The sequence below is a fragment of the Paraburkholderia saeva genome (genome assembly GCF_907164555.1).
Taxonomy (GTDB): Bacteria; Pseudomonadota; Gammaproteobacteria; order Burkholderiales; family Burkholderiaceae; genus Paraburkholderia; species Paraburkholderia saeva.
In genome coordinates this window covers 147,331-171,727 of sequence record NZ_CAJQZC010000008.1, presented here as the reverse complement: position 1 = coordinate 171,727, position 24,397 = coordinate 147,331, and the positions used below count along the sequence as shown (strand labels likewise).

Genomic DNA, 24,397 nt, shown 5'->3' with positions numbered 1-24,397 from the left:
TCACTGGTTGCAGATGCAACGACCCGCAACCACCCATTTCAGTCGACCATCCACGTATCCTTGGTCCCGCCACCCTGCGACGAATTGACGACGAGCGAGCCTTCCTGCAACGCGACACGCGTCAGGCCACCCGCCACCATCGTCGTCGTCTTGCCGGACAGCACGAACGGCCGCAGATCGATGTGGCGCGGCGCAATGCCGGATTCGACGAACGTCGGACACGCTGAAAGCGCGAGCGTCGGCTGCGCGATATAGCCCGCCGGTCGTGCGATCAGACGCTTGCGGAAGTCCTCGATTTCAGCGGCGGTCGAAGCCGGTCCTACCAGCATTCCGTAGCCGCCCGCGCCGTGCACTTCCTTCACAACGAGTTCGGGCAGATGCGCGAGCGTATAGGCGAGATCGTCCGGCTTGCGACACTGGAACGTGGGGACGTTATTGAGGATCGGCTTTTCGCCGAGGTAAAACTCGATCATCTCCGGGACGTACGGATAGATCGACTTGTCGTCGGCGATACCGGTGCCCATCGCGTTCGCGAGCGCAACGCGGCCGGCACGATACGCCGTGAGCAGACCCGGCACGCCGAGCGCGGAATCGCTGCGAAACGCGAGCGGATCGAGGAAGTCGTCGTCGACGCGGCGGTAGATCACGTCGACGCGTTTCGGCCCCTGCGTCGTGCGCATAAACACGTAGTTGTCGTCGACAAAAAGATCCTTGCCCTCGACCAGCTCGACGCCCATCTGCTGCGCGAGGAACGTATGCTCGAAGTACGCGGAGTTGTACATCCCCGGCGTCAGCACGACGACAACCGGATCGTCGACGCCCTCAGGCGCCACCGAGCGCAGCGTATCGAGCAGCAGGTCGGGATAATGCGCGACCGGCGCGATACGGTTCTGCACGAAAAGCTCCGGGAAAAGCCGCATCATCATCTTGCGGTTTTCCAGCATGTACGAGACGCCGGACGGCACGCGCAGGTTGTCCTCGAGGACGAAGAACTGGCCGTCGTCACCCGCGCGCACCACATCGACGCCGGCAATATGGGCGTAAACGCCAAGCGGCACTTTCACGCCCTGCATTTCCGGCCGGTACTGTGCGTTCGTATACACCTGCGCCGCCGGCACGATACCGGCGCGCACGATGTTGCGGTCGTGATAGACGTCGTGAATGAACAGGTTGAGCGCCTGCACACGCTGGCGCAGGCCGGCTTCGAGGGTCTGCCATTCGCTGCGCGGAATGATGCGCGGAATCAGGTCGAAAGGAATCAGCCGCTCGGTACCGGACAGATCGCCGTTAACCGCGAAAGTGATGCCTACGCGCCGGAACAGCAGGTCTGCTTCGGCACGCTTGCGGGCAATCGCGTCCCCGCCCTGCTGCACGAGCCAGCGCTCGAACCGCGCATAGTGCGGTCGCACGGCTTCGTCGTGATGACGCATCTCGTCATAGCATCGCATGTCACGCCCCGCTCTTTTTGTCGGATAGAAGGCGAATGCGCTGCGCATTCGGTGTTCGACAACCCACTGTTTCAAGCAAGCGCTATGCCATTCGCTTCACGCTGAAATCGGGCGGCGGATGCACCCAAAGTGCGCATCTGGCAGGCATGGACGACGTCCCCATCGTACCGCTGCGTCGACCGGTGCGCTACTGCGGTGCATCCTGACGCGGCGGCATCAATGCCGATTGTGTGACAAAAGCGCGGGACGGACGGTGCGGCGGCAAGCAGACGCGCGGCCGTTCCGGTCGCGCCGACGCAAAAAGCGCAGCGAAAGCGCGCAGAAAACGCAGACGAAAAAAATCCCCATGGGCTCGGCGCCCACGGGGACTCTTTTGCAATGCGTTAGACGACTGGCCATGACCGCCGCCCGAAGGCGCCAGTCACGACGCAATTCGCCTTAGCCTGCTGCTGCGTCTTTCAGCTTCTTCAGCGCGCGGGCCTTGATGCGCACGCTAGCCGGCTTGGCCGGGAACCAGCGCTCTTCACCCGAGAATGGGTCCTTGCCGAAGCGGCGCTTCTTCGCCGGGACAGCCTGAACAACAATCTTCAGAAGACCGGACAGCGTGAATTCGCCAGCGCCCTTCTTGTGCACTGCGCCGAGGATCGTATCTTCGAGCGCAGCCAGAACAGCCTTGGCAGCCTTCGGTTCGACAGCAGCACGTTCTGCGACGTGTGCAGCCAGCGAGGCCTTCGTGAAGGTGTCCTTGATCGGCGACGCTGCGCCGGACGCCTTCACGGCGACCTTCTTAGCTGCTACTTTCTTCGCAGGCACTTTCTTCGCTGCAACCTTTTTGGCCGGTACAGTGGCAGCCTTCTTGGCCACCTTTTTTGCGGAAGTCGGCATGTTTCTCCTACCTGTTGTGGTCAGTGAATGCACTGAAGGGCACGCGGTATGCGCACGCTTCAACGCCGGATTCTACAAGCGCTCCAGCGTTTCGCGCGAATCTTTTGTGCATGACATCGCAGGTTTGTTGCGTGGCGCTGACTCCTCAACACATTTTGACGCCTGTTTTAGCGGCTAAAACGTATTTTGGGGATCACGGCGCGCATGCCTTCGAGAGTCACGTAAACACCAGGCCAAAGCGGAAACCGGCCACTCGATGACAGGCTATTACATGCGCTCTCACGCAAACGGGCACCTGAATCAAGGAGTTTTCGACGATCAGCCAGAAAGCTTCGGCATCAGTTTCGCAAGCGCGGTGAGCGCCGTGTCGATCTGTTCGACGCCGATGCCGCCGTAGCCGAACATCAGGCCGGGTTGCGCCTTCTCGCGCACGTGGAACGGCGCGAGTCCGTAAAGCCCAACCGATACGGAACGTCCTGCCGCCACGACCGCGGCCTCCGAAATCGGTGGCCTGATCCTCGCGGCGAGGTGAATGCCGGCGGTCGGCACGATCGGCTCGAACCACGGCGCAAGCCCGTTTTGCAGATGTGAAAGCAGCATCGCGCGCCGTGCCGCATAGTGTTTATGCATGCGCCGAAGGTGTTTCGCGAAGTCGCCGTTGAGCATGAACGTGGCAAGCGCGGTCTGCGTCAGCGTGCAGCCGTGCCAGTCGCCGACCTGCCGTGCGCGCCGCAACGGGCCCAGCAGCGAGGCTGGCGGCACGACGTAGCCCACGCGCAGTTCGGGGAAAATCGTCTTCGAAAACGTGCCGACGTACGCAACGAGACCTGCGCGGTCGAGGCTTTTGAGCGGCTCCATCGGCCGCCCTTCGAAGCGGTATTCGCAGTCGTAGTCGTCCTCGATGATGACAGCGCCGCGCTGTTGCGCCCATTCGAGCAGTTCGACCCGGCGCTCCAGACTCATTGGCATGCCGAGCGGAAACTGGTGCGAGGGCGTCACATAGACGATGCGCGCGTTCTTCGGCAGGCGGCTCACAACGAGACCCTGTTCATCGACGGGGACCGGCACGACCTTCGCGTCCAGCGCCACGAAACACGCGCGCGCCGGCGGATAGCCGGGGTCTTCGATTGCAACAGTGTCGCCGCGACGCAGCATCACGCGGGCCACGAGATCGAGCGCCTGCTGCGCGCCCTGCGTGATGATGACGTCGTCCCAGTTGCTGACGACCGCGCGGTTGAACGCCAGATAGCGCGACACGGCAAGCCGCAGTTCCTGTTCGCCGGCGGCGTCGTGATAGGTGCCGCGGCCGCGCGACTGCACGCGCAGCGCGTGGTTGATGCAGGTACGCCACACGTCGAAGGGAAACAGCGATTTGTCCGTCACACCGCCGACAAAGTCGAGCGTGACGCGGGCATCCGGCTGCGGCAACGCCAGTGGTCCCGCCAGTTCGTCCCACACTTCGCGAGCCCGCGCCGCCGGTTGCATCTTCGCCGCTTCGGCGGCTTTCGCGTGCGACGATTTTTCGCCAGGCAGGCGCTGCAGGCCGTCGGACACAAACGTGCCGGAACCCGCGCGCGCCGACAGAAACCCTTCAGAAAGCAGACGCTCGAACACGTCGAGCGTCGTCTTGCGCGATACGCCGAGCTGCGTGGCGAGATCCCGCGTGGACGGCAACTGCGTGCCGCCCGTGAGCCGTCCTTCGACGATGCCCGCACGCAGCTGTCGATAGATCTGCCCCGCCAGATCCTGGCGCCCCTGAATCGTGATGTGGATATCCATCCGGCTGGCTACCTGAAATAGGCCTGCGCGCGATTATGCCTCGCGCGCCTGGCGCGCTTCGTAAGCCTTCAGATGGTTATACGCAAGACGCAGCAGCGACACGCGCGCGTCATCATGCTGCGCGGCGCCGCCCCGGCGGATCAGGTCGCCGAGAATGTGATCGGCCTCGATGCGCGAGCGGTTCTCGACGTCGCGCAGCATCGAGGCGGTCAGCGGCGAGCCCGCCGCGAAGAGCGTGTCGCTCACCCGTGCGACGAAATCGTCGCCCAGCGGGTAGCCGTTGTGCGCCGACACCGCGCGCCCTTCGGAAAGCAGGCCTTCAATCAGGCGCTTGCCGTCCGGTGCCGCCAGAATCTCGCCGATGGAAGCGCGAAAGAGGCAGGTGCTGGCCGCGAGCGTCGAGAGGAATACCCACTTCGCCCACATCTGCTGAAGTACCGCATCGCTCAACGCAACGTCGAAACCTGCACCCTGTAGCGTCGCATCGATGGCGCGGGCGCGCTCCGTCGAACCGCCGGCAAGTTCGCCAAATGTGATCGACTGCAGATCGTTCAGATGCACGATTTCGCGCGCGGCGTTGAGCGTCGCGGCGATCACGCACTGGCCGCCGAGCACGCGCGCGGTGCCGAATTGCTCCGTCAGCGTGTCGATGTGCGCCATGCCGTTCAGGAGCGGCAGGATCGCCGTATCGGGTCCGACGAACGGTGCGAATGCCTTCACCGCGTCGTCGAGGCTATACGCCTTGCAGCTGAGCACGATGAGATCGAACGGTTCAGCGGTGTCGCCAGCCTGGATCGTCTTTACATCGCGCAGCGTGAGATCGCCGCGCGGACTGCGGATGACGAGCCCCGCGCGCTTCAGTTCCTCTGCCCGCTGCGCGCGGACCAGAAACGTCACGTCGCGTCCCGCCGCAGCGAGGCGTCCGCCGAAATAGCCGCCCGTCGCACCCGCGCCTACAACCAGAATTCGCATCATGTCTCCTTGAGATCAGTCGTGTGGCGCGTGCGCGCCGTCGGTCTGCCTGCCTTCCTGCCTTTGCATACGGAAAATACAGCAAAGTATCGTGGGATGCAGGGACGCGACGCACACGCTCCACGGCGTTTAAAGCAGCGCTTACAGCGCTTCGAGCGCGAGCGCGATGCCCTGACCGCCACCGATGCACAGCGTGACCATACCGCGCCGCAAACCGTCCCGACGCATCGAATGGATGAGCCGCGTCGCCAGCACCGCGCCGGTCGCGCCGATCGGGTGACCGTGCGCGATCGCGCCGCCTTCCACGTTGATGATGTCGTCAGGCAGGCCGAGTTTTTGTGCGACGGCGATCGGCACGGCGGCGAACGCTTCGTTGATCTCGACGCGTTCGATATCGCCCAGCTTCCAGCCGGCCCGCTCAAGCGCCATCTGCATGGCGGGCACGGGGCCGAGGCCGAACATCCCCGGCTCGACCGCTGCCACGCCGTACGCCACGAGCCGCGCGAACGGTTCGATACCTTGCGCTTCCGCGTAGCCACGTTCCGCGACGATCATCGCAGCCGCGCCGCTGTTCAGGCCGGGCGCGTTGCCCGCAGTGATCGTGCCGTCGGGGCGAAACGCGGGGCGCAGCTTCGCGAGAATCTCGACCGTGGTGTCGCCGCGCGGCTGCTCGTCGCGGGCGAAAAGCACGGGCCCTTTGCGTCCCTTCACTTCAATGGCCGCGAGTTCGGCTTCGAACGCGCCGCGCTCCTGCGCCGCGACAAAGCGTTGCTGCGAGCGCGCGGCCCAGCGGTCCTGCGCATCGCGCGTGATCGAAAGCTGCGTGACGAGGTCTTCGGTATGCCAGCCGGAATGCTCGCTGGAAAACGCATCGACGAGGCCGTCGCGCAGCATGCTGTCGTAAATCTGCGCGTTCCCCATGCGGTAACCATGGCGAGCGCCTTCCATCAGATACGGCGCGCGATCCATGTTCTCCATGCCGCCCGCGACCGCGACGTTCCCCAGTCCCAGCGCGATTTCCTGAGCCGCGGAGACGACCGCCTGCGCGCCCGAGCCGCAGACGCGATTGACGGTCAGCGCGGGCACGGCCACCGGCACGCCGCCGCCGATCGAAGCCTGGCGGGCCGGGTTCATCCGGTTGCCTGCCTGGATCACGTTGCCCATGACCACCGACGACAGCGACGCCGCATCGACGCCGCTGCGCCGCAGCGTCTCGCGGACGGCGGCCGCGCCGAGATCCGTAGCGGGTACATCCTTCAACGAACCGTTGAAAGCGCCAATCGGGGTTCTCACCGGATGGCTGATCACAATTTCACGTGTACTCATGGTCGATTTCCTGGTTGAGGTTGAAACCTGACTTCGGTCGCTGCTCAGCGAGCCGCAGTCGACGGCGCGCCAGCACTCGCGACATCGGCGAATTCCTGCGTATCCCATCCGCCGCCGAGCGAGCGGTACAGCGCGACCGCGGAAAGCGCGTGCTCGCGCTTCGCCTGGTTCAGCGATTCCGAGTCCCGCAGATACGCTTCCTGCGCAGCGAGCACATCGAGGAAGCTCGACGCGCCGCCCTTGTACAGCTCGCTGGAAAGACGCAGCGCCTGGCTGGACGCATCGAGCGCGCCGGAAAGCCGCTGAACCTGCTCCGACGTGCTGACGAGATCGCTACGCGTATCCTCGATTTCCTTCAGCGCTTCGAGCATCGTCTGACGCAGGCCGAGTTGCGATTCGCGCATGCGGCTTTCGCTTTCGTCGATGCCCGCGTTGATCCGGCCGGCGTTGAAAATCGGACTCGTCGCGCTCAGGGCCGCGCTGAACAGGTTGTCGGTGAGCGTCGGCAGCCCGATATACGACGCGGCAAGCAGGCCATCCGAAAGCGACAGCTTGAACTGCGGATAACGCTGTGCCTCCGATACGCCGACTTCCGCCGCGCGCTGCTCGACGCCCGCATACGCGGTGCGCACGTCCGGGCGACGCAGGAGCGCCTCCGAAGGCAGCGTCTGCGGCACGCTCTGCGAAGGCACGGGAATCGCCTGTGCGTTCGCGAGCAGCAGCCCATCGACGCTCTCCGGCGTGCGGCCCGAATACACCGCAATCAGGCTGAGCTGATGCTGGATCGTCGACTGCACGCGCGGGATCTGCGCCTGAAGATCGGACAGCTGGTTCTGTGCACGTGCGACGTCGAGCTGCGTTGACAGACCGTAGTGCAGGCGCTCCTGCGTCAGACGCAACGCGCGGCTGCGGATCTGCTCGTTATCCTTGACGATCTGCATCTGCGACTGCGCCCAGCGCAAATCGATATACGCGGCCGCCGTATTCGCGGCGAGCGCGAGGCGCAGTTCGTTCAGCGCTTCCTTGCGGCCCGACACCTGCGCCTGCGCCGCGAGGAGCGCAAGATGCTCGCCGCCGAACACGTCGGGCGTCCAGCTTGCCGCGAGGCCGATGCCCGCCTGGCGCACGTAACCGAGCGGCGGCGGCGTGTTCTGACGGGCATCGGAAGCGCCCGCGACCGCGTCGAGTTGAGGCAGCAGGTCGGCGTGACGCTGCGTCGCGATCGACTGCGCCTGCTTGACCCGTTCCGCCGCAACCTGCACGTCGAGGTTGCCGTCGAGCACGGACGTCACCAGTTCATGCATGACAGGGTCGCCGAAGCTGTTCCACCACGCGTCCGGGTTCACGGACGCCTGCGGTGCCTCGACGCTCCACGCATCGGGCGCGACGGTCTGCACCGTTTTCAGCAGATCGGCATGGGTTTCGGGCTGCACGGCGCAGGCGGCGAGACTCAGCACGGCGATGCCTGCCAGAGCCTTTGCAATGATCGATTTCATGTCAGGTACCTTAGTGAGCGTCGGGAGGCGGCGCGGTGTTGCCGAACGGGCGCGAGAACAGCACGCTGGCGAGTCCCACCACGAAACACAGTGCTACCGCGAGGAACGCGTCGGAGAAAGTGAGCACGAGCGCTTCGCGCATCAGCAGGCCGTGCAGAACGTCGAGACCGGCACTCACCGCGTTGAGCGCGTCGCCGCCCACAGCGGCCAGATGCGCCGCCTGTTGCTGGAGCACCGCTTCGATCACCGGACGGCCCGCCGTCACGTGTTCGTCGAGACGCTCGTAATGCAGGTTCAGACGGTCGTTGAGCATCGTGCTGGCAACGGCAATGCCAATCGCACCGCCCAGGTTACGCATCAGGTTGAAGAGGCCACTGGCCGATTTGAGCCGCGACGGCGGCAGCGAGCCGAGCGCCATCGTCACAATCGGCGGAATGCAGAACTGCTGGCCGATACCGCGCAGCGCCTGTGGAATCAGCAGTTCGTGCCAGCCCCATTGGTTCGTGAGCGGCACGTACAGATACAGGCCGACGCCGAAACACACCAGCCCGAACACCATCAGCCAGCGCATGTCGATAAAACGTGCGAGCAGCGAATACGCCACCAGCGCGATCAGCTGGAAACATCCGACGGAAAGGAGCGCAAGCCCGATCTGCAACGAGTCGAAACCGCGCACGCGGGCGAGAAATACCGGCGTCAGAAACACGGCGCAGAAGATGCCGATGCCGGTAATGAACGACAGCAGGCTGCCGATACCGAAGTTGCGAACCGCGAGCGCACGCAGATCGACGATCGGCTCTTTTGCCGTGAACGCATGAACGAGGAACAGGAACCCGCAGATACCGCAGATCCACGCGCAGGTCAGGATCACGTGATCACTAAACCAGTTTTTGCGCGGGCCTTCTTCGAGCACGTATTCGAGGCAGCCCAGAAAGCCCGACATCAGCGCGATGCCGAGGTAGTCGCCTTTTTTCAGCAGCGAGAGATCCACGTCGTCGATGTGCACGAATTTCGGCACCAGCACGGTCACGAGAATGCCCGGCACGAGGTTCAGGTAAAACAGCCAGTGCCACGACCACTGCGATGTGATCCAGCCGCCGATCACAGGCCCGATCGTCGGTGCCAGCGAGGCAAGCGCGCCGATCGTCGTGGATGCGACCAGCCGCTGCTTGCCGGGAAACAGCACGAATGCCGTGGTGAAAACCGTCGGAATCATCGCGGCCCCGAGCGCGCCCTGAAGCCCGCGAAACAGGATCATCGAGTTGATGTCCCACGCGAGGCCGCACAGCATGCTCGTGATCGTGAAGCCGAGCGCCGATGCTGCGAAAAGCCAACGCGTGGAAAACACCCGCGTGAGCCAGCCCGACATGGGAATCACGAGGATTTCGGCGATCAGATACGACGTTTGCACCCAGGAGAGTTCGTCCTGGCTGGCCGACAGACCGCCGCCAATGTCCCTGAGCGAGGAAGCGACGATCTGGATATCGAGCGTCGCCATGAAGAACCCGAGGCACATCAGCGCGAACGCGAAAGCTTTCGTACGCATCGGCTGGTCGGCGGGGTTGGCGGGTCGCGCGGTGTGCGCGTGGCGGTGGTTCATGATCGGCTCGCCTCTGGTTTTACGCGTGAGCTGCGAGATGAACCTTGACCGTTGCCGAGAGGCCTGGGCGAAGCACGCCCTGCATCTCCTTCGGCACGTCGAGGCGGATACGCACCGGCACGCGTTGCACGATCTTCGTGAAGTTGCCGGTGGCGTTTTCCGCGGGCAGCACGCTGAATGTCGCACCCGTTGCCGGCGCAAGGCTTTCGACGACGCCGTGGATCTCGCCGTTCGATGCATCCAGTTCGACGTCGACGCTGTCGCCGACGCGCATCTTCTTCAACTGGTCTTCCTTGAAGTTGGCGTCGATCCACAGGCCGCTCGACGGCACGACGGTCAGTAGCGAAATACCGGTATTGGCAAGCAGGCCGACGCGCGCGGTGCGGTTGCCGACGTAGCCGTCGATCGGCGAGCGGATCGTCGTGTATTCGACGTTGAGCGCCGCGACGCGCTGCGCGGCCTGCGCCGTCGCGATGCGCGCTTCTGCATCGCCGATCTGCGCGTCCAGCACCACTAGCTGACGTTGCGCCGCGATAAACGCGGCATTGCTGCGATCGACAGCGGCGTGCGCCTTGAGCAGGTCCGCGTCGGCGCGCTCGACAACCTGGTTCGACACGGCGTCGTCTTTCACGAGTTCGCGGTAACGCGCCTGGTCGGCTGCGCTGCGCGTCAGCTCTGCGCCCGACGCCCGTACTTCGGCGCCCTGCTCGTTGATCGTCGCGAGCTGGAGCGATTTCTTCGCCTGCAACTCGGTGACCGCAGCTTTCGCACTTTCCACTTCGGCATCCGCCTGCGCAAGCCGTGCGTCGTAGTCGCGTGCGTCGAGGCGAATCAGCACCTGGTTCACATGCACGTGTTCGTTGTCTTTCACCATCACGTCCGTCACGAACCCATTCACCTTCGGCGCCATGACGGTGACGTCGCCGCCGATATACGCGTCGTCGGTGGTTTCGACAAAGCGCCCGGCGAAGAACCAGTACGATCCGGCCGCAACCAGCACGACGAGAACCGCAATGACCGCAAGCAGCATCCACGGGATGCGTCGGGCGGGATTGGCACGATCCGCGGCGCTGGCGGGTGCGATAGTCGAAGAAGTAGTGGACATGTTGATATGTGCGTATGCACTTCGTTGCCTGAAAAAAATCGGCGCGGAAAACGTGCGCCGGCCGATGCTGCTGCCCGCTTCACGCGGGCGTCGAATCTAGTCCCGGGTCATCGCAAACAGTTCGCGTCGCAGCGCTTCCGCACGCTCCGGCCCAAACCGCTTTTCGAACTCTTCCTGCGCGGCGTACCAGTGATCGCGCGCTACGAAAAGCCGCGCCTCGCCTGCGTCGGTCAGGCCGATCGACAGTTCGCGCCGCTCCGGTCCGCGCGTTTCGCTGAAGACGAGTCCATCGCGACGCAGCGGCTGGATGGCGCGCACGAGCGTCGTGCGCTGCATCACCATCTGGTCGGCCAGCTCCTTCATCGTCGCGCGGCGGGCGCGCCGGATCCTGCCCATGATGGAAAACTGCGTCGTCGTCAGACCGACCTTCGCGAGATGCCTGTCATAGAGTTGCGAGACGTAGCGCGCCGCCTGGCGAATCGCGAAACAGTCGTCTTCCGTGGGAAATAACGTGGAATCCATTTTCAAGTGCGTATGCACACATTAAGACGCAACAACGGCAGCCTGATACATCGCGCGCGCCGTTATTCCGTGATATCGAACAGTTCCGAGCGCAGCGCTTTCGCGCGCCCCCGGCCAAAGCTGCTTTCGAATTCGTCCTGCGCGGCGCGCCAGGCAATGGCGGCCTCGTCGAAGGTTTTCTCGCCCTTGTCGGTCAGGCTGAACAGAAACGTACGGCCGTCATGCGCGGCCGGCTCGGTGGATATGAGACCGTCGCGCTGCAAAGGCTTCACTGCGCGAACGAGCGTGGTGCGATCCATGACCATCGCGTCCGCCAGATCCATCATGGTCAGGTTCGGCGTGCGCGCGAGCTTGGCAAGAATCGTGAAATGCGCCGCCGACAAACCCACAGCGGACAAATGCCGCTCGTAAATCTGCGTGACGTGCCTTGCCGCCTGCCGCAGGGCAAAACAGTTGCATTCGTCGTAGGAGATTGGCCGGTTCATAAACACGAATATAGCTGTGCATACGCACACTGTCAAATTTTTTCATCGCGTGCTGCCGCGACTGCACGTTACGTGCGTTGCGAGAGCACGCGCCGGTAGGCATCCGGGCTCACCCCGACCCTGCGTGTGAAGGCGCGCGTGAAATGCCGCTGGTCTGCAAAACCCGCTTTCATCGCGACCCCGCCAAGCGAAAGCTGGCCGTCCTGCAAGAGCGTAATCGCCCGACGAACCCGCTGCGTCTGGAGCCACTGGTTCGGCGAGAGTCCCGTGCTCTTTTTGAACGCCCGAACAAAGTCCGTCGGCAAAAGATCGCACGCGTCTGCGAGAACGGCGAGTTCGACCCCTTCGACATGCTTCGCATCCATCAACTCCTTCGCCGCGCGCTCCTGCCACGGAGCAAGCCCACCCCTGCCCTCCGCCTTCATGACGCGCACGCCGCCGTAGTTCAGTACAAGGTGCGTGCGCAGCGCGAGCAGTACATGATCGACGAACAGCTGGTTGGTATCGCGACCGGCGTGCAGCGCCGGGAGCAGGCTTTGCCCGAGGCTGTAGATCACAGGATCGGCAACGAATTCGCCGTCGCGATGCCGCAGGTCGCCCATGGAACGAACGCCGAGTTCTTCCGACAGTTCGACGAGCGCCGCACGCGGGATATAGAAGAACATTGGATGAAACGGCTCGGTCAGATAGGCGACAGGCCGCTGTGTCAGGTCGTAGATATGCGAGGTGCCGGGCGTGATGGGCTTCACCGGAACGGAACGCCCGTCCATCCACAACTCGTGATACTGCACCGCGCGCAGCTGCAGGCCGATCAGGAACGAGTCCTCAGGCGGGATGTCGCCGCTAAAACCGAAGTCCGTGTGGTCACACCACAGTTCGGTGACTTCGAGCCGGTGACGCCCACTCGTGGACGCAGTCAGCGTCGGCGGATTCATGAGACTGAACGCCTTGCCAAGGCGCGCGCCGATGCCATCTTCACAGGGCAGGATCTCTTCACGGTGCACGCCGGCCGGTTGCCGGTGACGCCGCATCACCATCGAGTGCCGGCCGGACCGGCGCATCAATCCAGGCGTTTCCGCCTGGCGGGACAGCGCTTCGACATGCGCGGCCAGATCGTCGCGCAACGCACACGCGTGGGCGTAGTCGTCGAAGCGCGCGCTGGCAAGGTCGTTGAACGCCGCGAGCGTGACGTCCAGCAGATTCAGCGCGGACGCCGTCTTGCCCTCGTCGCGCCAGAGCTTTGCGAGGCTCACCACGATCCTCAATTCGAGTGCCTTCGCGCCCTGCTCGCGTGCGCGGGCAAGCGCGGCTTCGAACGTGGCGCCCGCCTCCTGAGGCTGCCCGGCGATGCGCTGAAACTCGCCCTGAATACGCTGCAGCTCGCTGAAATACCACAGGTCGTGTTTGTTCTCGCAGCGCGCGATCGCGGCCTGAAGCGTCTCGCGCGCCTCGTCGGGCAATCCGGCACGGCCAAGCGCGAGCGCAAGCTGCGCAGCGTGGAAGCTCACATGACAGCCAAAGCCCAGCGCCTGCAGATCGTTGATCGCGTTGCGGAACTGCGCGATCAACGAAGTCGATACGTTCGTCTGCGACGCAAAGTGCAATTCGAGGCAACCGCTGCTCGCGCTCCAGACCGACAGATCGTGTCGCGCGCAGATGCCGCGCAACGCCGCGAGATTCGTCTGCGCTTCCTCGCGCTCGTTCAGGAACAGGTTCAGCGGCACCACCGCTTCCGTCAACACGTAGCACAGCACGAGTTCATGACCCGATTCACGCGCGGCTTCGAGCGCGCTACCCGCGACCGTCTTTGCGTCTTCGAGATGGCCTTGCAGCCACAGCACGCGCGCGTACGTGGCCTGCGCGGCAATGCGGTGATCCACGCGAAAACCGATCGTGCGCCATTGATGCTTGTCGTAGTCATACTGCGACAGCATCTGCTGAAGATACGTGCGGGCGCTCGTCTGGTTGCCATAGAAATGCAGCGATACCCCCACGACGCGCTTAGCCAGCACCAAAAGCGTTTCACTCTGCTGCTGCCCCGCGACTGACATGAAACGTCGCGCGAAATAAAGCGCCCGCCGGCCCTCGCCGCCGAACTGCGCGGAATTCCACAGACCAATCAGCGCACGCGCCTCGAAGTCGCGATTGCCCGCCTTGACCGCGAGCGTCAGGACATCGGACCACGCGACGTGTGTCTCGCCAAGCGGGCCCAGCGTGTGCGAACGGCTGGCCGCAAAGGCGGCGAGCAGACGCATGCCGGCCACTTCGTTCGTGAGACTGAGTTCGTTCATGAGCCCGAGCACCTGGCTCGAACGCTGCCGGCATTCGTTGATCGACGACATGTCGTAAAGACCGGGAATCACGACTGCGGCCAGAGAGATTCCGAGCGAGAGACTGCCGCGGCTCGAGAAACACCAGTCGAGCGCCGAGCGCGCGTTATCGAGCGCGAACTGCACGCTCTCAACCCAGCTCGCAGAATCGAATTCGCTACGCCGCTCCAGCAGCCCGTCAAATACGCCGAGAAAATAGCGCGCGTGCTGCGCAAGGACGAGGTCAGCTTCGCCCGATTCCTCGAGCTTCTGGCAGGCATACACACGCGTTGTTTCGAGCAGGTGGTAATGCTTTTGCGGCGCGTCGGCGCTCGTCAGAATCAGCGACTTCGCAGTCAACCCCGTGACGGCGTCCCTCAGCACGTCGCTGCTCAACGCGCTGTCGCCGGCGACGGCCGTTGCGGCGTCCAGCGAGAAATCGCCGATAAACGCGCCCAGCCTGCGCAGCACCCGTTGCTCGACGCTGCCGAGTAGCTGGTAGCTCCAGTCGAGCGTCGCCTTAAGCGTCTGCTGTCGCAGCGGCGCCGTCCGGAAGCCGCCAGTGAGAATACGAAAACGGTCGTGCAGTTCGGCAGCCAGCACCGCGACGCCGAGCGAAGCGGCGCGCGCCGCCGCCAGTTCGAGCGCAAGTGGAATACCGTCGAGACGCCGGCAGATCGTGCCGACCAGGCTCAGCGTGTTGTCGTCGAGCGACGCACTGAACTGATGGCCGCCCGCACGGGAGAGAAAGAGCTGCACGGCGGGGCTTTCGAGGATCGCGTTGCCATCGTCGTCCGGTTTCGGTACGGCGAGCGTCGGCACGAAATACACGAACTCGTCGGCGACCCGCAACGGCTCGCGGCTCGTCGCGATGACGCGGATGCCGGGGCGCGCGTGGATCAGCGCCTCGCACGCCACAGCCGCATCGCGCACCAGATGCTCGCAGTTGTCGAGCACGATCAGCAGGTTCTGGTCCGACAGCATCGCGGCAATACGCGCAATCGAACAGTCGCCACCTGGCGGCTTCACGCCAAGCGACGACGCCACGACGTCCGTCAGAAAGCGACTGTCGACGAGCGAAGCAAGCGAGATCACGCGCACGACGACACGGCTCGACGCCACCAGCGTGCTGGCCGCTTCGAGCGCCAGCTGGGTTTTGCCAATGCCACCCGGCCCGACGAGCGAAACAAGTGCCGACGTGCCGAGCGCCTCGATGACTTCGGTCACAGCCTGCTCATGCCCGAACAGCGGCGACGGGCGCGACGATGAGTTCCGCTCGAACGCAGCGGGCATGGCAAGGCGACGTCCAGCAGGCGCCGCGGCGGGTTCCGTTGCGTCAGGATCCGGACGTAGCAGACGGTAGCCCCGACCAGGCACCGTATCGATGAGGTCGCGCGACTCGCCCAGCGCCTTGCGCAGCGCGGAAATGTGCACCTGGATGTTGTTCTGCTCGACAACCGTGTTGGGCCACACCGTGCGGAATATCTCGTCGCGGCTCACGACCTGGCCATGGGCCGCCACCAGCAGTTCAAGAATGTCGAACGCACGGCTTCCCAGCACCTGGGATTTACCGTCGACGAGAAGCTCGCGCCGATCAAGCGAAATCTCAACGCGGCCGATTTGCATCATCTCTCGCTCCAGACTCTCGGGGTAGGGATGCAGGTGTGTGCTTCATCGCCCGAACCCTCGATGAGGCTTCACGCGCCGCGCGCAGGCAACCAGCAGCGGCGAAGCGAATCCCCTGACAAAAACGGGGCAGAGCGAAGTACCGGACTGGTGGATGTCCTGAATCTCTTGAGGCTCTCATGAGATCACCTATCTTTTTGTTTGTCCAGCCATGGACCCGCGCAGGCCCGCATCAGCGCTGCGTCTCCCGGCAAGTGTGCCCCTGCTTCACGACGCTGTCGCGACAGCACGGGCGTCGGAGCGCCCCGCGTGAGCGTTGCATGCCTCACATGCGTCCGACCGGTCTTATTCTGCCGGGTCGCCCTCCTTTAACGCACGTTAATTCACAACACTTAACTTGTCGGGTGGTCCGCAAATCACAAAACTGGGAACACGACGGGCCATTTTTCGATGGCCACCTTTCCTCTGTTTTCAGGTTCGCGCCGCGACCGGGAGACGCATCATGCATACCAAGTCCTACACGCAGGACCCGTGGTCGCAAACCCTCAGCCTGCTGGCCAGGCTGTCGTCGGACTCGGCGAGCGCACTCCCGAAGCCCGACTACCGGCGTGACCGCAAGCAGCGTCGGGCGCTGGTGGGCGTGCTCGCATTGCCGGGTGCGGGCGCACGCATCCGTATCGTCGAGCGCCCCGACCCAGTAACCGCGACGATCGCGTGGTATGACCCGACCGTCTGTCACTACGGCGACCAGACGTGGCGGGCTTCGGTCGCGCGGTCTTCAGGTGTCTGCGCGGTCAGCGGGCTTGCGATCCGTCGGGGCGACGCGATCTATCGCCCCGGCAGCGGCAGGCCGTCGCCACGCAACTGCAACGCGATGATCCTCGCGCGCTTCGTCGAGGAACCGGCCGACGCGCTGATGCCGGCCAGGTTGCCGGCTGCGTCGCCGGAGCAGATGAACGAAGCTGCCAGCGCCAAACCGTCTCGCTGCGCCGCATCGGAGCATCATCTTTCAGGGAGAACCCGGACATGACTGCACGCCTCGATTTTTATAAAGCCAACCCGGCCGCGATCAAGGCACTCCTGGCAGCGGAAGAGCGTCTCGTCGGCTCGAAGCTGGAAAAGTCGCTGACGGAACTCGTGCGCCTGCGTGCATCGCAAATCAACGGCTGCGCGTATTGCGTCGACACACACACGGCCGATGCGCGCAAGGCAGGCGAAACCGACCGGCGGCTCGCAGCCGTCGTCGTGTGGCGCGAGACGCCGTTCTTCACGGCACGCGAACGCGCGGCGCTCGAATGGACCGAATCGCTCACGCGGGTTGCGGACACCCATGTGCCGGACGCGAGCTGGGAGCAGGTGAGGCCGTATTTCAGCGACGAGGAAATCGTCGACCTCACGCTGCTCGTTGCGACGATCAACACGTGGAACCGCTTCGCGATCGCGTTTCGCAAGACGCCGGTTTGATGAAGGTGGGCGCGCGAACGTGCGTCCACGAAAAGCTCGACGGTGAAGCGGCACATGCCGTGGTGCAAGCGCGCGCTCAAAGCGCGAGCACGCTCACGCCCACTTCGACGCGATGTGCGCCGCCGCCCAGAATCATGCCGCGCAGCAGCGAAACGTCGCTGTAGTCGCGGCCGGTTGCCAGCGTCACGTGATCCATGTCGGCGAGCACGTCGTTGGTCGGATCGAGATCGATCCAGCCGCTGCCGGGGCAGTAGACGGACACCCACGCGTGCGACGCGTCCGCCCCGATCAGCCGCGGCTGCCCCGGCGGCGGGTCGTTACGCAGGTATCCGCTGACGTAACGCGCGGGCAGGCCCAGTGAGCGCAGACAGCCGATCATCACCTGTGCGAAATCCTGGCATACACCGCGCTTCAATTCGAACGCCCGTTCGGCCGGCGTATCGAACATCGTCGCCGACGGCTTGTATTCGAAGTCGGCGTGGATGCGATGCATCAGGTCGACCGCGCCCGCTGCGACTGGCATGCCCGGCGGAAAACTCCACAGCGCGTATTCGCGCAACGCCGGGCGCAGCACAATATTCGGCGAAGCGAAGCAGAACTCCACCTCCGGCCTGAATGTGCCGCTCGCGGCATAGCGCAGCGCGTCGGCAACCTCGTCCCATGCGGGCGTCGATTGCGGGTCGAGCGACGTCCAGCGCGGCGTCAGCTGCACCGTCGTTTCACTCACGAGTTGCAGGCGCTCATGCGGCGTATCGAGCGCGAAATACAGCACGTCGTTGCCGAACGCATCGATGCGGCTGTGCATGTACGAAGGCGTCGGCTCGATGCGTTCGGTGTGGTTCACCACGCGCTGCCATTCGCAGGCGAGCGGCCGGATGGTCGCCAGATGCTGCGCCGTTTCGACGAACGTCGAATAGCGATACGTTGTGCGATGCGACACCGAGAGGACAGTATGCGCGGCCGTCATGACGACACCCGCAGCGCGAGCGTATTGGCGTGACTGAAATAGCGCGCGCTGATTTCATTGGCCGCGAGCGCGACGAGCGCGTTCAGTTCATTGCATACGTCGATGAGCTCGGTATGGACGCCGTCCGCGTCGGTAACACACAGGCGTTCGAGCGACGGCAGGGAATCCGTTGGGCGCAGCAGGCCAGAAAACGTCGCATGGCGCGAGCTGCCGGCGGCGACCGTGATCTCGTCGAGCTTGCGGGACAGGCGTTCATAGACACCGTACAGCCCGCGCGGATTGGTCGGCTCGACCACCAGCAGGTCGAGGAGCGCAGGCACTTCGAACCGCCCCGGATAGAGCGAGCGGTACGTGAGCGTGCTGTCGAAGAGTTGCAGCAGCAGATCGAAGCCGGCGGGCGTCGCGAGCTGGCGCCCCTCGGCGACGACGCGCAGATACGCGGTCATCGACGAGACGCGCTCGATATGTCGCCCGACGAAGAGTAGCCGCCACGCTTCGTCGCGTGTCATCCGGTCGCCCTGCGCGCCGCTGATCGCGGAGAGCTGCGTCGACAGATGCTCCAGCGCGTTGATCAGCGTGACGCGATCGTAGCGGTCGTGCCGTGGCGCAGTCGCGCCGCCAAAGAGTGAAGCCGATGCGGGCGTCGCCGGTGAAGGCGTCAGCGTCGTCAATGCGTCGCGGAAGCCGTTGCGCGCGGCGACAATCGTGCGCCAATGGTCGCTCGAAAGGCGGCCGCGAATCTCGCCGCTCGCGCGCGCCTGCGAAGCCAGGTTCTGCCCGATGCTGGCCGCGCCCGTGTGTTCGTTGAGGTTCGCCACGAGCGTGCGTTCGAAGGTCTGCGGCGAATGCTGCGCGAGCATGTCGACCTGCGGCACGAGCCCGCTTTGCAGCGCCAGTTCGACGAGCGTCGAGAACATCGCGTCGCTGTCGCTGTTTTCCAGCGAGCCGAGAATCAGACGCAGCAGACGCACGTTGTTTTCGGCGCGCTCGCCGTAGCGTCCAGACCAGAACAGGTTTTCCGCCGCGCGGCTCGATACCGTGCGGTGTTTGCGCGCGAGGTCACCGGGTTTGATCGGCGAAGGCAGCAGCGAAAACGTCGAGAACGGCTGGCTCGACAGCACCCACGTGTCGACGCTGCTGCCGCCGAACTGCATCGATACCGTGCTTTGCCGTTCCGCCGCGAGACGCGTGAAGCCGCCCGGCATCACATGCCAGCCGCCGTTGAAATCGGCGATCGCGAACACGCGCAGCACCGAAGGCCGGTTGCCAATCGTGCCTTCCTCATAACGCGGCGTGCACGAATACGGCAGCGGCTGCTGGACCGTGAACGCGTCCGGCATCGTTTCGATGCGCTCGCGCCATGCATCGAGGCGCTGCGCGCCGAGCGCCATGCCGGGCGCGCCGTCGCGCTGCGATTCGGGCCACGTCGGCACGAGGAACGCCGAATCCTGCTGGGCGAACGCGTTCGCGCGCGCGGCGTCTTCGCCACACCACCATGTCGGCACGTCGGGCAGCACGAGTTCCTCGCCGAGCAGCGCTTCGGCGATGCCCGCCATGAAGCCGTGCAATGCGGGCGATTCTGCGAAACCCGCGCCCGGCACGTTAGATACCACCACGTTGCCCGCACGCATCACCTGCAGCAGGCCGGGCACGCCGATCGTCGAATCGGCGCGCAGTTCGACCGGGTCGCAGAATGCGTCGTCGAGACGGCGCAGCACGACGTGCACGCGCTCCAGCCCTGCAAGCGTCTTCAGATACAGCATGTCGTCGCGCACCGTGAGATCCTTGCCCTCGACAAGCGTCACGCCGAGATAGCGCGCGAGGAACGTGTGCTCGAAGTACGTTTCGCTGTACGGTCCGGGCGTGAGGAGCGCGATATGCGGCGCTTCGTCCTGCGCGCCGCTCATCGTCGCGCGGGCCAGTTGCGCAAGCGTGCCGACGAGTTGCGAGAACGACGGCGCGAGACGGCTCACGCGCATCGCCCGGAACGGATCGGTGAAAAGACCCGATACGATCATCCGGTTTTCGAGCGCGTAGCCGAGGCCGGACGGCGCCTCAGTGCGATGGGCCATCACGGTCCAGCAGCCGTTCGGCGCACGCGCGAGGTCGATGGCGACGGACTGCAGGTACTGGCCACCAGGCGGCACGTAATCCTTCACCGCCCGCAGATACCCCGGATGACCGAACACCAGCGCGGGCGGCAGCAGGCCGCGCTGCAACAGCGTCTGCTGACCGTAGACGTCCGCCACGATCGCGTTCAGCAAATGCGCGCGCTGCATGACGCCGCGCTCGATTTCGGCCCATTCGTCTTCCGCGATCAGGAACGGCAGCAGGTCCAGCGACCACGGACGCGATTCGCCGTTGTCGGCGTACACGTTGTAGCTGATGTCGTTGTCGCGGATCTGCTGGGCGACCGAAGCGGCATCCTGATCGAGGTCCGCGACGCCGTCCTCGCCCAGCAGCTCGAAAAACCCGCGCCACGGTTCGCGCAGCGCTCCCGACGCGTCGCGCATCTCGTCCCAGTGTCCGTCGCGCACGGGCAACGCACGCAGGAGCGCGAGCGCGTCGGCGAGACCCGCGTTCGGCTCGAAGGGAAAAGTCGATTGAAAAGCCAAGATCGTGTCGCGTGTTGTTTTTCAGGTCACCAGTAGCGTAGATCCAGCGTGAAGGGAAATTCCAGGCTGCGCTGCGGCGCTTCGACCGAAAGCGGCCCTGGCGTGTGGCCGATCGTAAAGAAGCGCGCGCGCCGCCGGCTCTCGGCTTCGTACGCGTTCACCGGGAACGTCTGGTAATTGCGTCCACCCGGATGAGCGACATGATACTGGCAACCGCCAATCGAGCGCCCCGTCCACGTATCGACGATGTCGAACGTGAGCGGCGCATCGACGCCGATCGTCGGATGCAGCGCCGACGGCTGCGACCACGCGCGATAACGCACGCCGGCCACCTGTTCGCTGACGCGGCCGGTCGGCTGCATCGGCAAAGGCACGCCGTTCACGGTAATGACGTGACGATTTTCGTTGAGCCCGAGCGCGCGCACCTCGATCCGTTCCACCGACGAATCGACGTAACGCACGGTGCCGCCAGGCGACCCTTCTTCGCCCATCACGTGCCACGGCTCCAGCGCGCTGCGAATCGTCAGGGAAATGCCGCTCGTCGTGATTTCGCCCACCAGCGGAAAGCGGAACTCGAAATGCGGCGCGAACCACGTCGTATCGAAGGCGAAGCCAGCCGCATTGAGATCGGCGATCACGTCGTCGAAATCCATCTGCACGAAGGTGCCGAGCAGAAAACGGTCGTGCAGTTCGGTGCCCCAGCGCGTCAGGCGTGTCGTGTACGGCTTGTCCCAGAAGCGCGCGACGAGCGAGCGCAACAGCAGTTGCTGCACGAGGCTCATGCGCGCGTGCGGCGGCATTTCGAAGCCGCGCAGCTCCAGCAGGCCGAGGCGCCCTGTCGGGCCATCGGGCGAATACAGCTTGTCGATGCAGAACTCGGCGCGGTGCGTGTTGCCGGTCACGTCGATCAGGATGTTGCGCAGCGCACGGTCGACGAGCCACGAAGGCAATTGCCAGCCGTCACGCCCGCCGAGCCGGTCGATCTGGCGTTGCAGCTCCAGAAACGCGAGTTCCAGCTCGTACACCTGGTCGTTGCGTGCTTCGTCGACGCGCGGCGCCTGGCTTGTCGGCCCGATAAAGAGGCCCGAAAACAGGTACGAGAGCGACGGATGGTTGTGCCAGTACGCGATCAGGCTCGCGAGCAGGTCGGGGCGACGCAGGAACGGGCTGTCAGCGGGCGTCGCGCCGCCCAGCACGAAATGATTGCCACCGCCGGTGCCCGTATGACGGCCGTCGAGCATGAATTTCTCGGTCGACAGCCACGTTTCGTGCGCGGACTGATACAGGTATTCGGTGTGATCGACCAGCTGATCCCAGTTCGACGCCGGATGGATGTTTACTTCGATCACGCCCGGATCGGGTGTCACCTGCAGCATCTTCAGACGTGCGTCGCGCGGCGGCGGATAGCCTTCGATGATCACCTTCATCTGCAGCTCGTCCGCCGTGGCCTCGACTGCGGCGAGCAGGTCCAGATAGTCGTCGAGCGCCGTAAGCGGCGGCATGAAAACGTGCAGCAGCTTTTTGCCGCTGCCGAACTTTTCCGCTTCCACTTTCGGCCCGGCTGCGCGCGCCGGATCACGCGCCTCGACGCACAGTGCCGTGCGCGCAATCCAGCTCGCGGATTCTCCACGCTCCGGCATGCGCTCCGCGTCGCGGGCCCAGGCGGCCGAGTCGCCGTCGCCCTGAGCCGCGGGCCCGCTACCCTGCGAAACGCCGCTATCCGCGCCGAACGCGGCGGCCACGGCCGGTGTGACTGGCCTGAACGTCGCGCTCGCGTCGTACTGCATCCGCAACTGCGCCGCCGGGCGCAGCGGCGCGGGCGGCGCAAACGGATCGTGCGTGTGTTGCCACGGGTAATCGGTCGACGAAACCCACGGCAGCGATTCCAGCGGCAGGCGATAGCCCATCGGCGAATCCCCGGGGATCAGATACATGCGCTGGTCGCGGAAGAACCACGGACCGCTTACCCACTTCGGTCCGTTCATCGGCGTGTGGCTCGTGCGTGCGAGCGGCATGACATAGCCGGTCACACTCGACAACCCCTCGTCGAACACACGACGTAGACGTACACGTTCAAGTTCGTCGTCGAGTTTCGATTCGAACGGATCGACGTTGACAGGCAGACGGCGCTCTCGCCACAGGTAATACCAGGTGTCTTCGTACCCCGGCTGGATCGTCTTCGTGTCGATCGAGAGCTTGCCGGCAAGATGATGGATGAAACGCTGCGCGTCTTCCGCGGTGTAGCGACCCGGGTCGCGCTCATCCGCGAAGAGCGACGGATCGTGCCAGCACGGCTCGCCGTCCGCCCGCCAGTAGAGCGACATCGCCCAGCGCGGCAACTGTTCGCCCGGATACCACTTGCCCTGCCCGATATGCAGAAAGCCGTTTGCGCCGTAACGCGTGCGCAGTTTGTCCATCAGCGCGACCGCGTAACTGCGCTTGGTCGGGCCGAGCGCGTCGGTGTTCCATTCGGCGGCGTCGAGATCGCGCACGGCGACGAAGGTCGGCTCGCCACCCATCGTCAGACGCACGTCCATGTCGGCGAGCTGGCGGTCGACCTGCGCGCCCATTTCCAGCACGTCGGACCACACTTCTTCCGTATAGGGTTTTGTGACGCGGGGTGTTTCCAGCACGCGCTGGATCGACATCGTGTGCTCGAACTCGACTTCCGATTTGTCGACCGCGCCCGAGATCGGCGCGGCGCTTCCCGGCTCTGGCGTACATGCCACCGGAATATGGCCTTCGCCCGCGAACAGCCCGGAGGTCGGATCGAGCCCGATCCAGCCGGCCCCCGGCAGGAAGACTTCGCACCACGCGTGCAGGTCGGTGAAGTCGACTTCCGTGCCGCTCGGCCCTTCGAGTGCTTTCGTATCCGGCGCGAGCTGCAGCAGGTAACCGGACACGAAGCGCGCGGCGAGCCCCAGTTGGCGCAGCGTCTCCACCAGCAGCCAGCCGGAATCGCGACACGAGCCCGACGCGTTGACGAGCGTTTCTTCCGGCGTCTGGACACCCGGCTCCATGCGGATCAGATAGCGGATGTCGCGCTGCAGACGCTGGTTCAGCTCGACAAGGAAATCTGCCGTCACGCGCGGCGTGCGGTCGATGCTCGCAACGAATTCCGCGAAACGCGGCGTCGGCGCGCGCTTGACGCGATACGGCGCCAGTTCGAGCGCGAGGCCCGGTTCGTATTCGAAGGGAAACTTCTCAGCGGAAGGTTCGAGGAAGAAATCGAACGGGTTATAGACGGCCATTTCCGCGACGAGATCGACCGTGATCTTGAACTCGCGCGTTTTCTCTGGAAATACCAGCCGGGCCTGATAGTTGGCGAACGCGTCCTGCTGCCAGTTCGTGAAATGCTCTTCTGGCTCGACGCGCATTGAATACGACAGGATGGGCGTCCGGCAGTGCGGCGCCGGCCGCAGGCGCACGACCTGCGGCGAAAGCGCGACCGGACGGTCGTAACGGTAATGTGTGACATGGGTCAACGCGACACGTATAGACACACCGGACTCCTGCGCAAAGGATGGCAGCCGCAAAAAGCAAGCTTCATGCCGTTTGTAGTGAGACCTTCCCGTCGCGCCGATCAAGGCGGGACGGCTGATCCGGACGGTTCCGGACAATACGACCGGTGCAATTCCGCTTTACGCACCAAAGCGGCGCAGCGCTCATGCCCCATCATGCACATAATGCGTGAGAAAGAAATGTTCGGCGACACAAGCGGCACGGAGATTGCGTCGAGTGACGCTTCCCGGCGTAACGGCAATCCGCTTCCGTCTTCCACTATTTAGCTGTTGAGAT

Annotated in this window: 16 protein-coding genes; 2 read left to right on the top strand and 14 right to left on the bottom strand. The window is 64.4% G+C overall.

Features of this window, described 5'->3' with window-relative positions; translation table 11 throughout:
- Window positions 1-38 precede the first annotated feature (38 nt).
- The 11 genes from LPA36_RS20850 to LPA36_RS20800 all read right to left on the bottom strand — a co-directional run bounded on the left by LPA36_RS20850 (window position 39) and on the right by LPA36_RS20800 (window position 15,556).
- Window positions 39-1,448, bottom strand: coding sequence for a circularly permuted type 2 ATP-grasp protein (locus LPA36_RS20850; protein WP_228880902.1), 1,410 nt, complete (start codon window positions 1,446-1,448; stop codon window positions 39-41).
- 438 nt (window positions 1,449-1,886) lie between these two features.
- Window positions 1,887-2,333, bottom strand: a complete 447-nt coding sequence (locus tag LPA36_RS20845; protein ID WP_228881144.1) for an HU family DNA-binding protein — start codon at window positions 2,331-2,333, stop codon at window positions 1,887-1,889.
- A 318-nt stretch (window positions 2,334-2,651) separates the two neighbouring features.
- Window positions 2,652-4,112, bottom strand: coding sequence for a MocR-like pyridoxine biosynthesis transcription factor PdxR (gene pdxR / locus LPA36_RS20840; RefSeq protein WP_228880901.1), 1,461 nt, complete (start codon window positions 4,110-4,112; stop codon window positions 2,652-2,654).
- 33 nt (window positions 4,113-4,145) lie between these two features.
- Window positions 4,146-5,084, bottom strand: coding sequence for a 2-dehydropantoate 2-reductase (gene panE, locus LPA36_RS20835; protein ID WP_228881142.1), 939 nt, complete (start codon window positions 5,082-5,084; stop codon window positions 4,146-4,148).
- Window positions 5,085-5,225: 141 nt separating this feature from the next.
- Complete coding sequence (locus tag LPA36_RS20830; RefSeq protein ID WP_228880899.1) at window positions 5,226-6,410, bottom strand: thiolase family protein; 1,185 nt, start codon at window positions 6,408-6,410, stop codon at window positions 5,226-5,228.
- A gap of 44 nt (window positions 6,411-6,454) precedes the next feature.
- A complete protein-coding gene (locus LPA36_RS20825) occupies window positions 6,455-7,906 on the bottom strand; it encodes an efflux transporter outer membrane subunit (protein WP_228880896.1) in 1,452 nt (483 codons plus the stop codon).
- Window positions 7,907-7,916: 10 nt separating this feature from the next.
- Window positions 7,917-9,506, bottom strand: a complete 1,590-nt coding sequence (locus tag LPA36_RS20820) for a DHA2 family efflux MFS transporter permease subunit (protein ID WP_228880894.1) — start codon at window positions 9,504-9,506, stop codon at window positions 7,917-7,919.
- 19 nt (window positions 9,507-9,525) lie between these two features.
- A complete protein-coding gene (locus LPA36_RS20815; protein WP_228880892.1) occupies window positions 9,526-10,611 on the bottom strand; it encodes an HlyD family secretion protein in 1,086 nt (361 codons plus the stop codon).
- Between the two features lie 96 nt (window positions 10,612-10,707).
- Window positions 10,708-11,133, bottom strand: a complete 426-nt coding sequence (locus tag LPA36_RS20810; protein WP_228880890.1) for a MarR family winged helix-turn-helix transcriptional regulator — start codon at window positions 11,131-11,133, stop codon at window positions 10,708-10,710.
- A 62-nt stretch (window positions 11,134-11,195) separates the two neighbouring features.
- Window positions 11,196-11,618, bottom strand: coding sequence for a MarR family winged helix-turn-helix transcriptional regulator (locus tag LPA36_RS20805; RefSeq protein WP_228880888.1), 423 nt, complete (start codon window positions 11,616-11,618; stop codon window positions 11,196-11,198).
- A gap of 68 nt (window positions 11,619-11,686) precedes the next feature.
- The gene (locus LPA36_RS20800) at window positions 11,687-15,556 is read right to left on the bottom strand and encodes a helix-turn-helix domain-containing protein (protein ID WP_228880885.1); all 3,870 of its coding nucleotides are present in this window, start codon (window positions 15,554-15,556) and stop codon (window positions 11,687-11,689) included.
- Between the two features lie 499 nt (window positions 15,557-16,055).
- On the opposite strand from LPA36_RS20800, the gene LPA36_RS20795 reads away from it, so the two are divergent.
- Together LPA36_RS20795 and LPA36_RS20790 are read left to right on the top strand one after the other, a co-directional pair.
- On the top strand, window positions 16,056-16,583 hold the full coding sequence (locus tag LPA36_RS20795; protein ID WP_228880876.1) for a DUF3331 domain-containing protein: 528 nt from the start codon (window positions 16,056-16,058) through the stop codon (window positions 16,581-16,583).
- Window positions 16,580-17,017 (top strand): carboxymuconolactone decarboxylase family protein, encoded by a 438-nt coding sequence (locus tag LPA36_RS20790; protein ID WP_228880874.1) that lies wholly within the window; start codon window positions 16,580-16,582, stop codon window positions 17,015-17,017. The genes LPA36_RS20795 and LPA36_RS20790 overlap by 4 nt, the downstream gene beginning before the upstream one ends.
- Before the next feature lie 76 nt (window positions 17,018-17,093).
- On the opposite strand, the gene LPA36_RS20785 is transcribed toward LPA36_RS20790, so the two are convergent.
- The 3 genes from LPA36_RS20785 to LPA36_RS20775 are packed head-to-tail and all read right to left on the bottom strand — an operon-like array spanning window position 17,094 to window position 24,102.
- Window positions 17,094-17,984 (bottom strand): transglutaminase family protein, encoded by an 891-nt coding sequence (locus LPA36_RS20785; protein WP_228880872.1) that lies wholly within the window; start codon window positions 17,982-17,984, stop codon window positions 17,094-17,096.
- Entirely contained in the window at window positions 17,981-20,599 is a 2,619-nt protein-coding gene (locus tag LPA36_RS20780) for a circularly permuted type 2 ATP-grasp protein (RefSeq protein WP_228880870.1), read from the bottom strand. The genes LPA36_RS20785 and LPA36_RS20780 overlap by 4 nt, the downstream gene beginning before the upstream one ends.
- Before the next feature lie 26 nt (window positions 20,600-20,625).
- A complete protein-coding gene (locus LPA36_RS20775) occupies window positions 20,626-24,102 on the bottom strand; it encodes a transglutaminase family protein (RefSeq protein ID WP_228880868.1) in 3,477 nt (1,158 codons plus the stop codon).
- Window positions 24,103-24,397 lie beyond the last annotated feature (295 nt).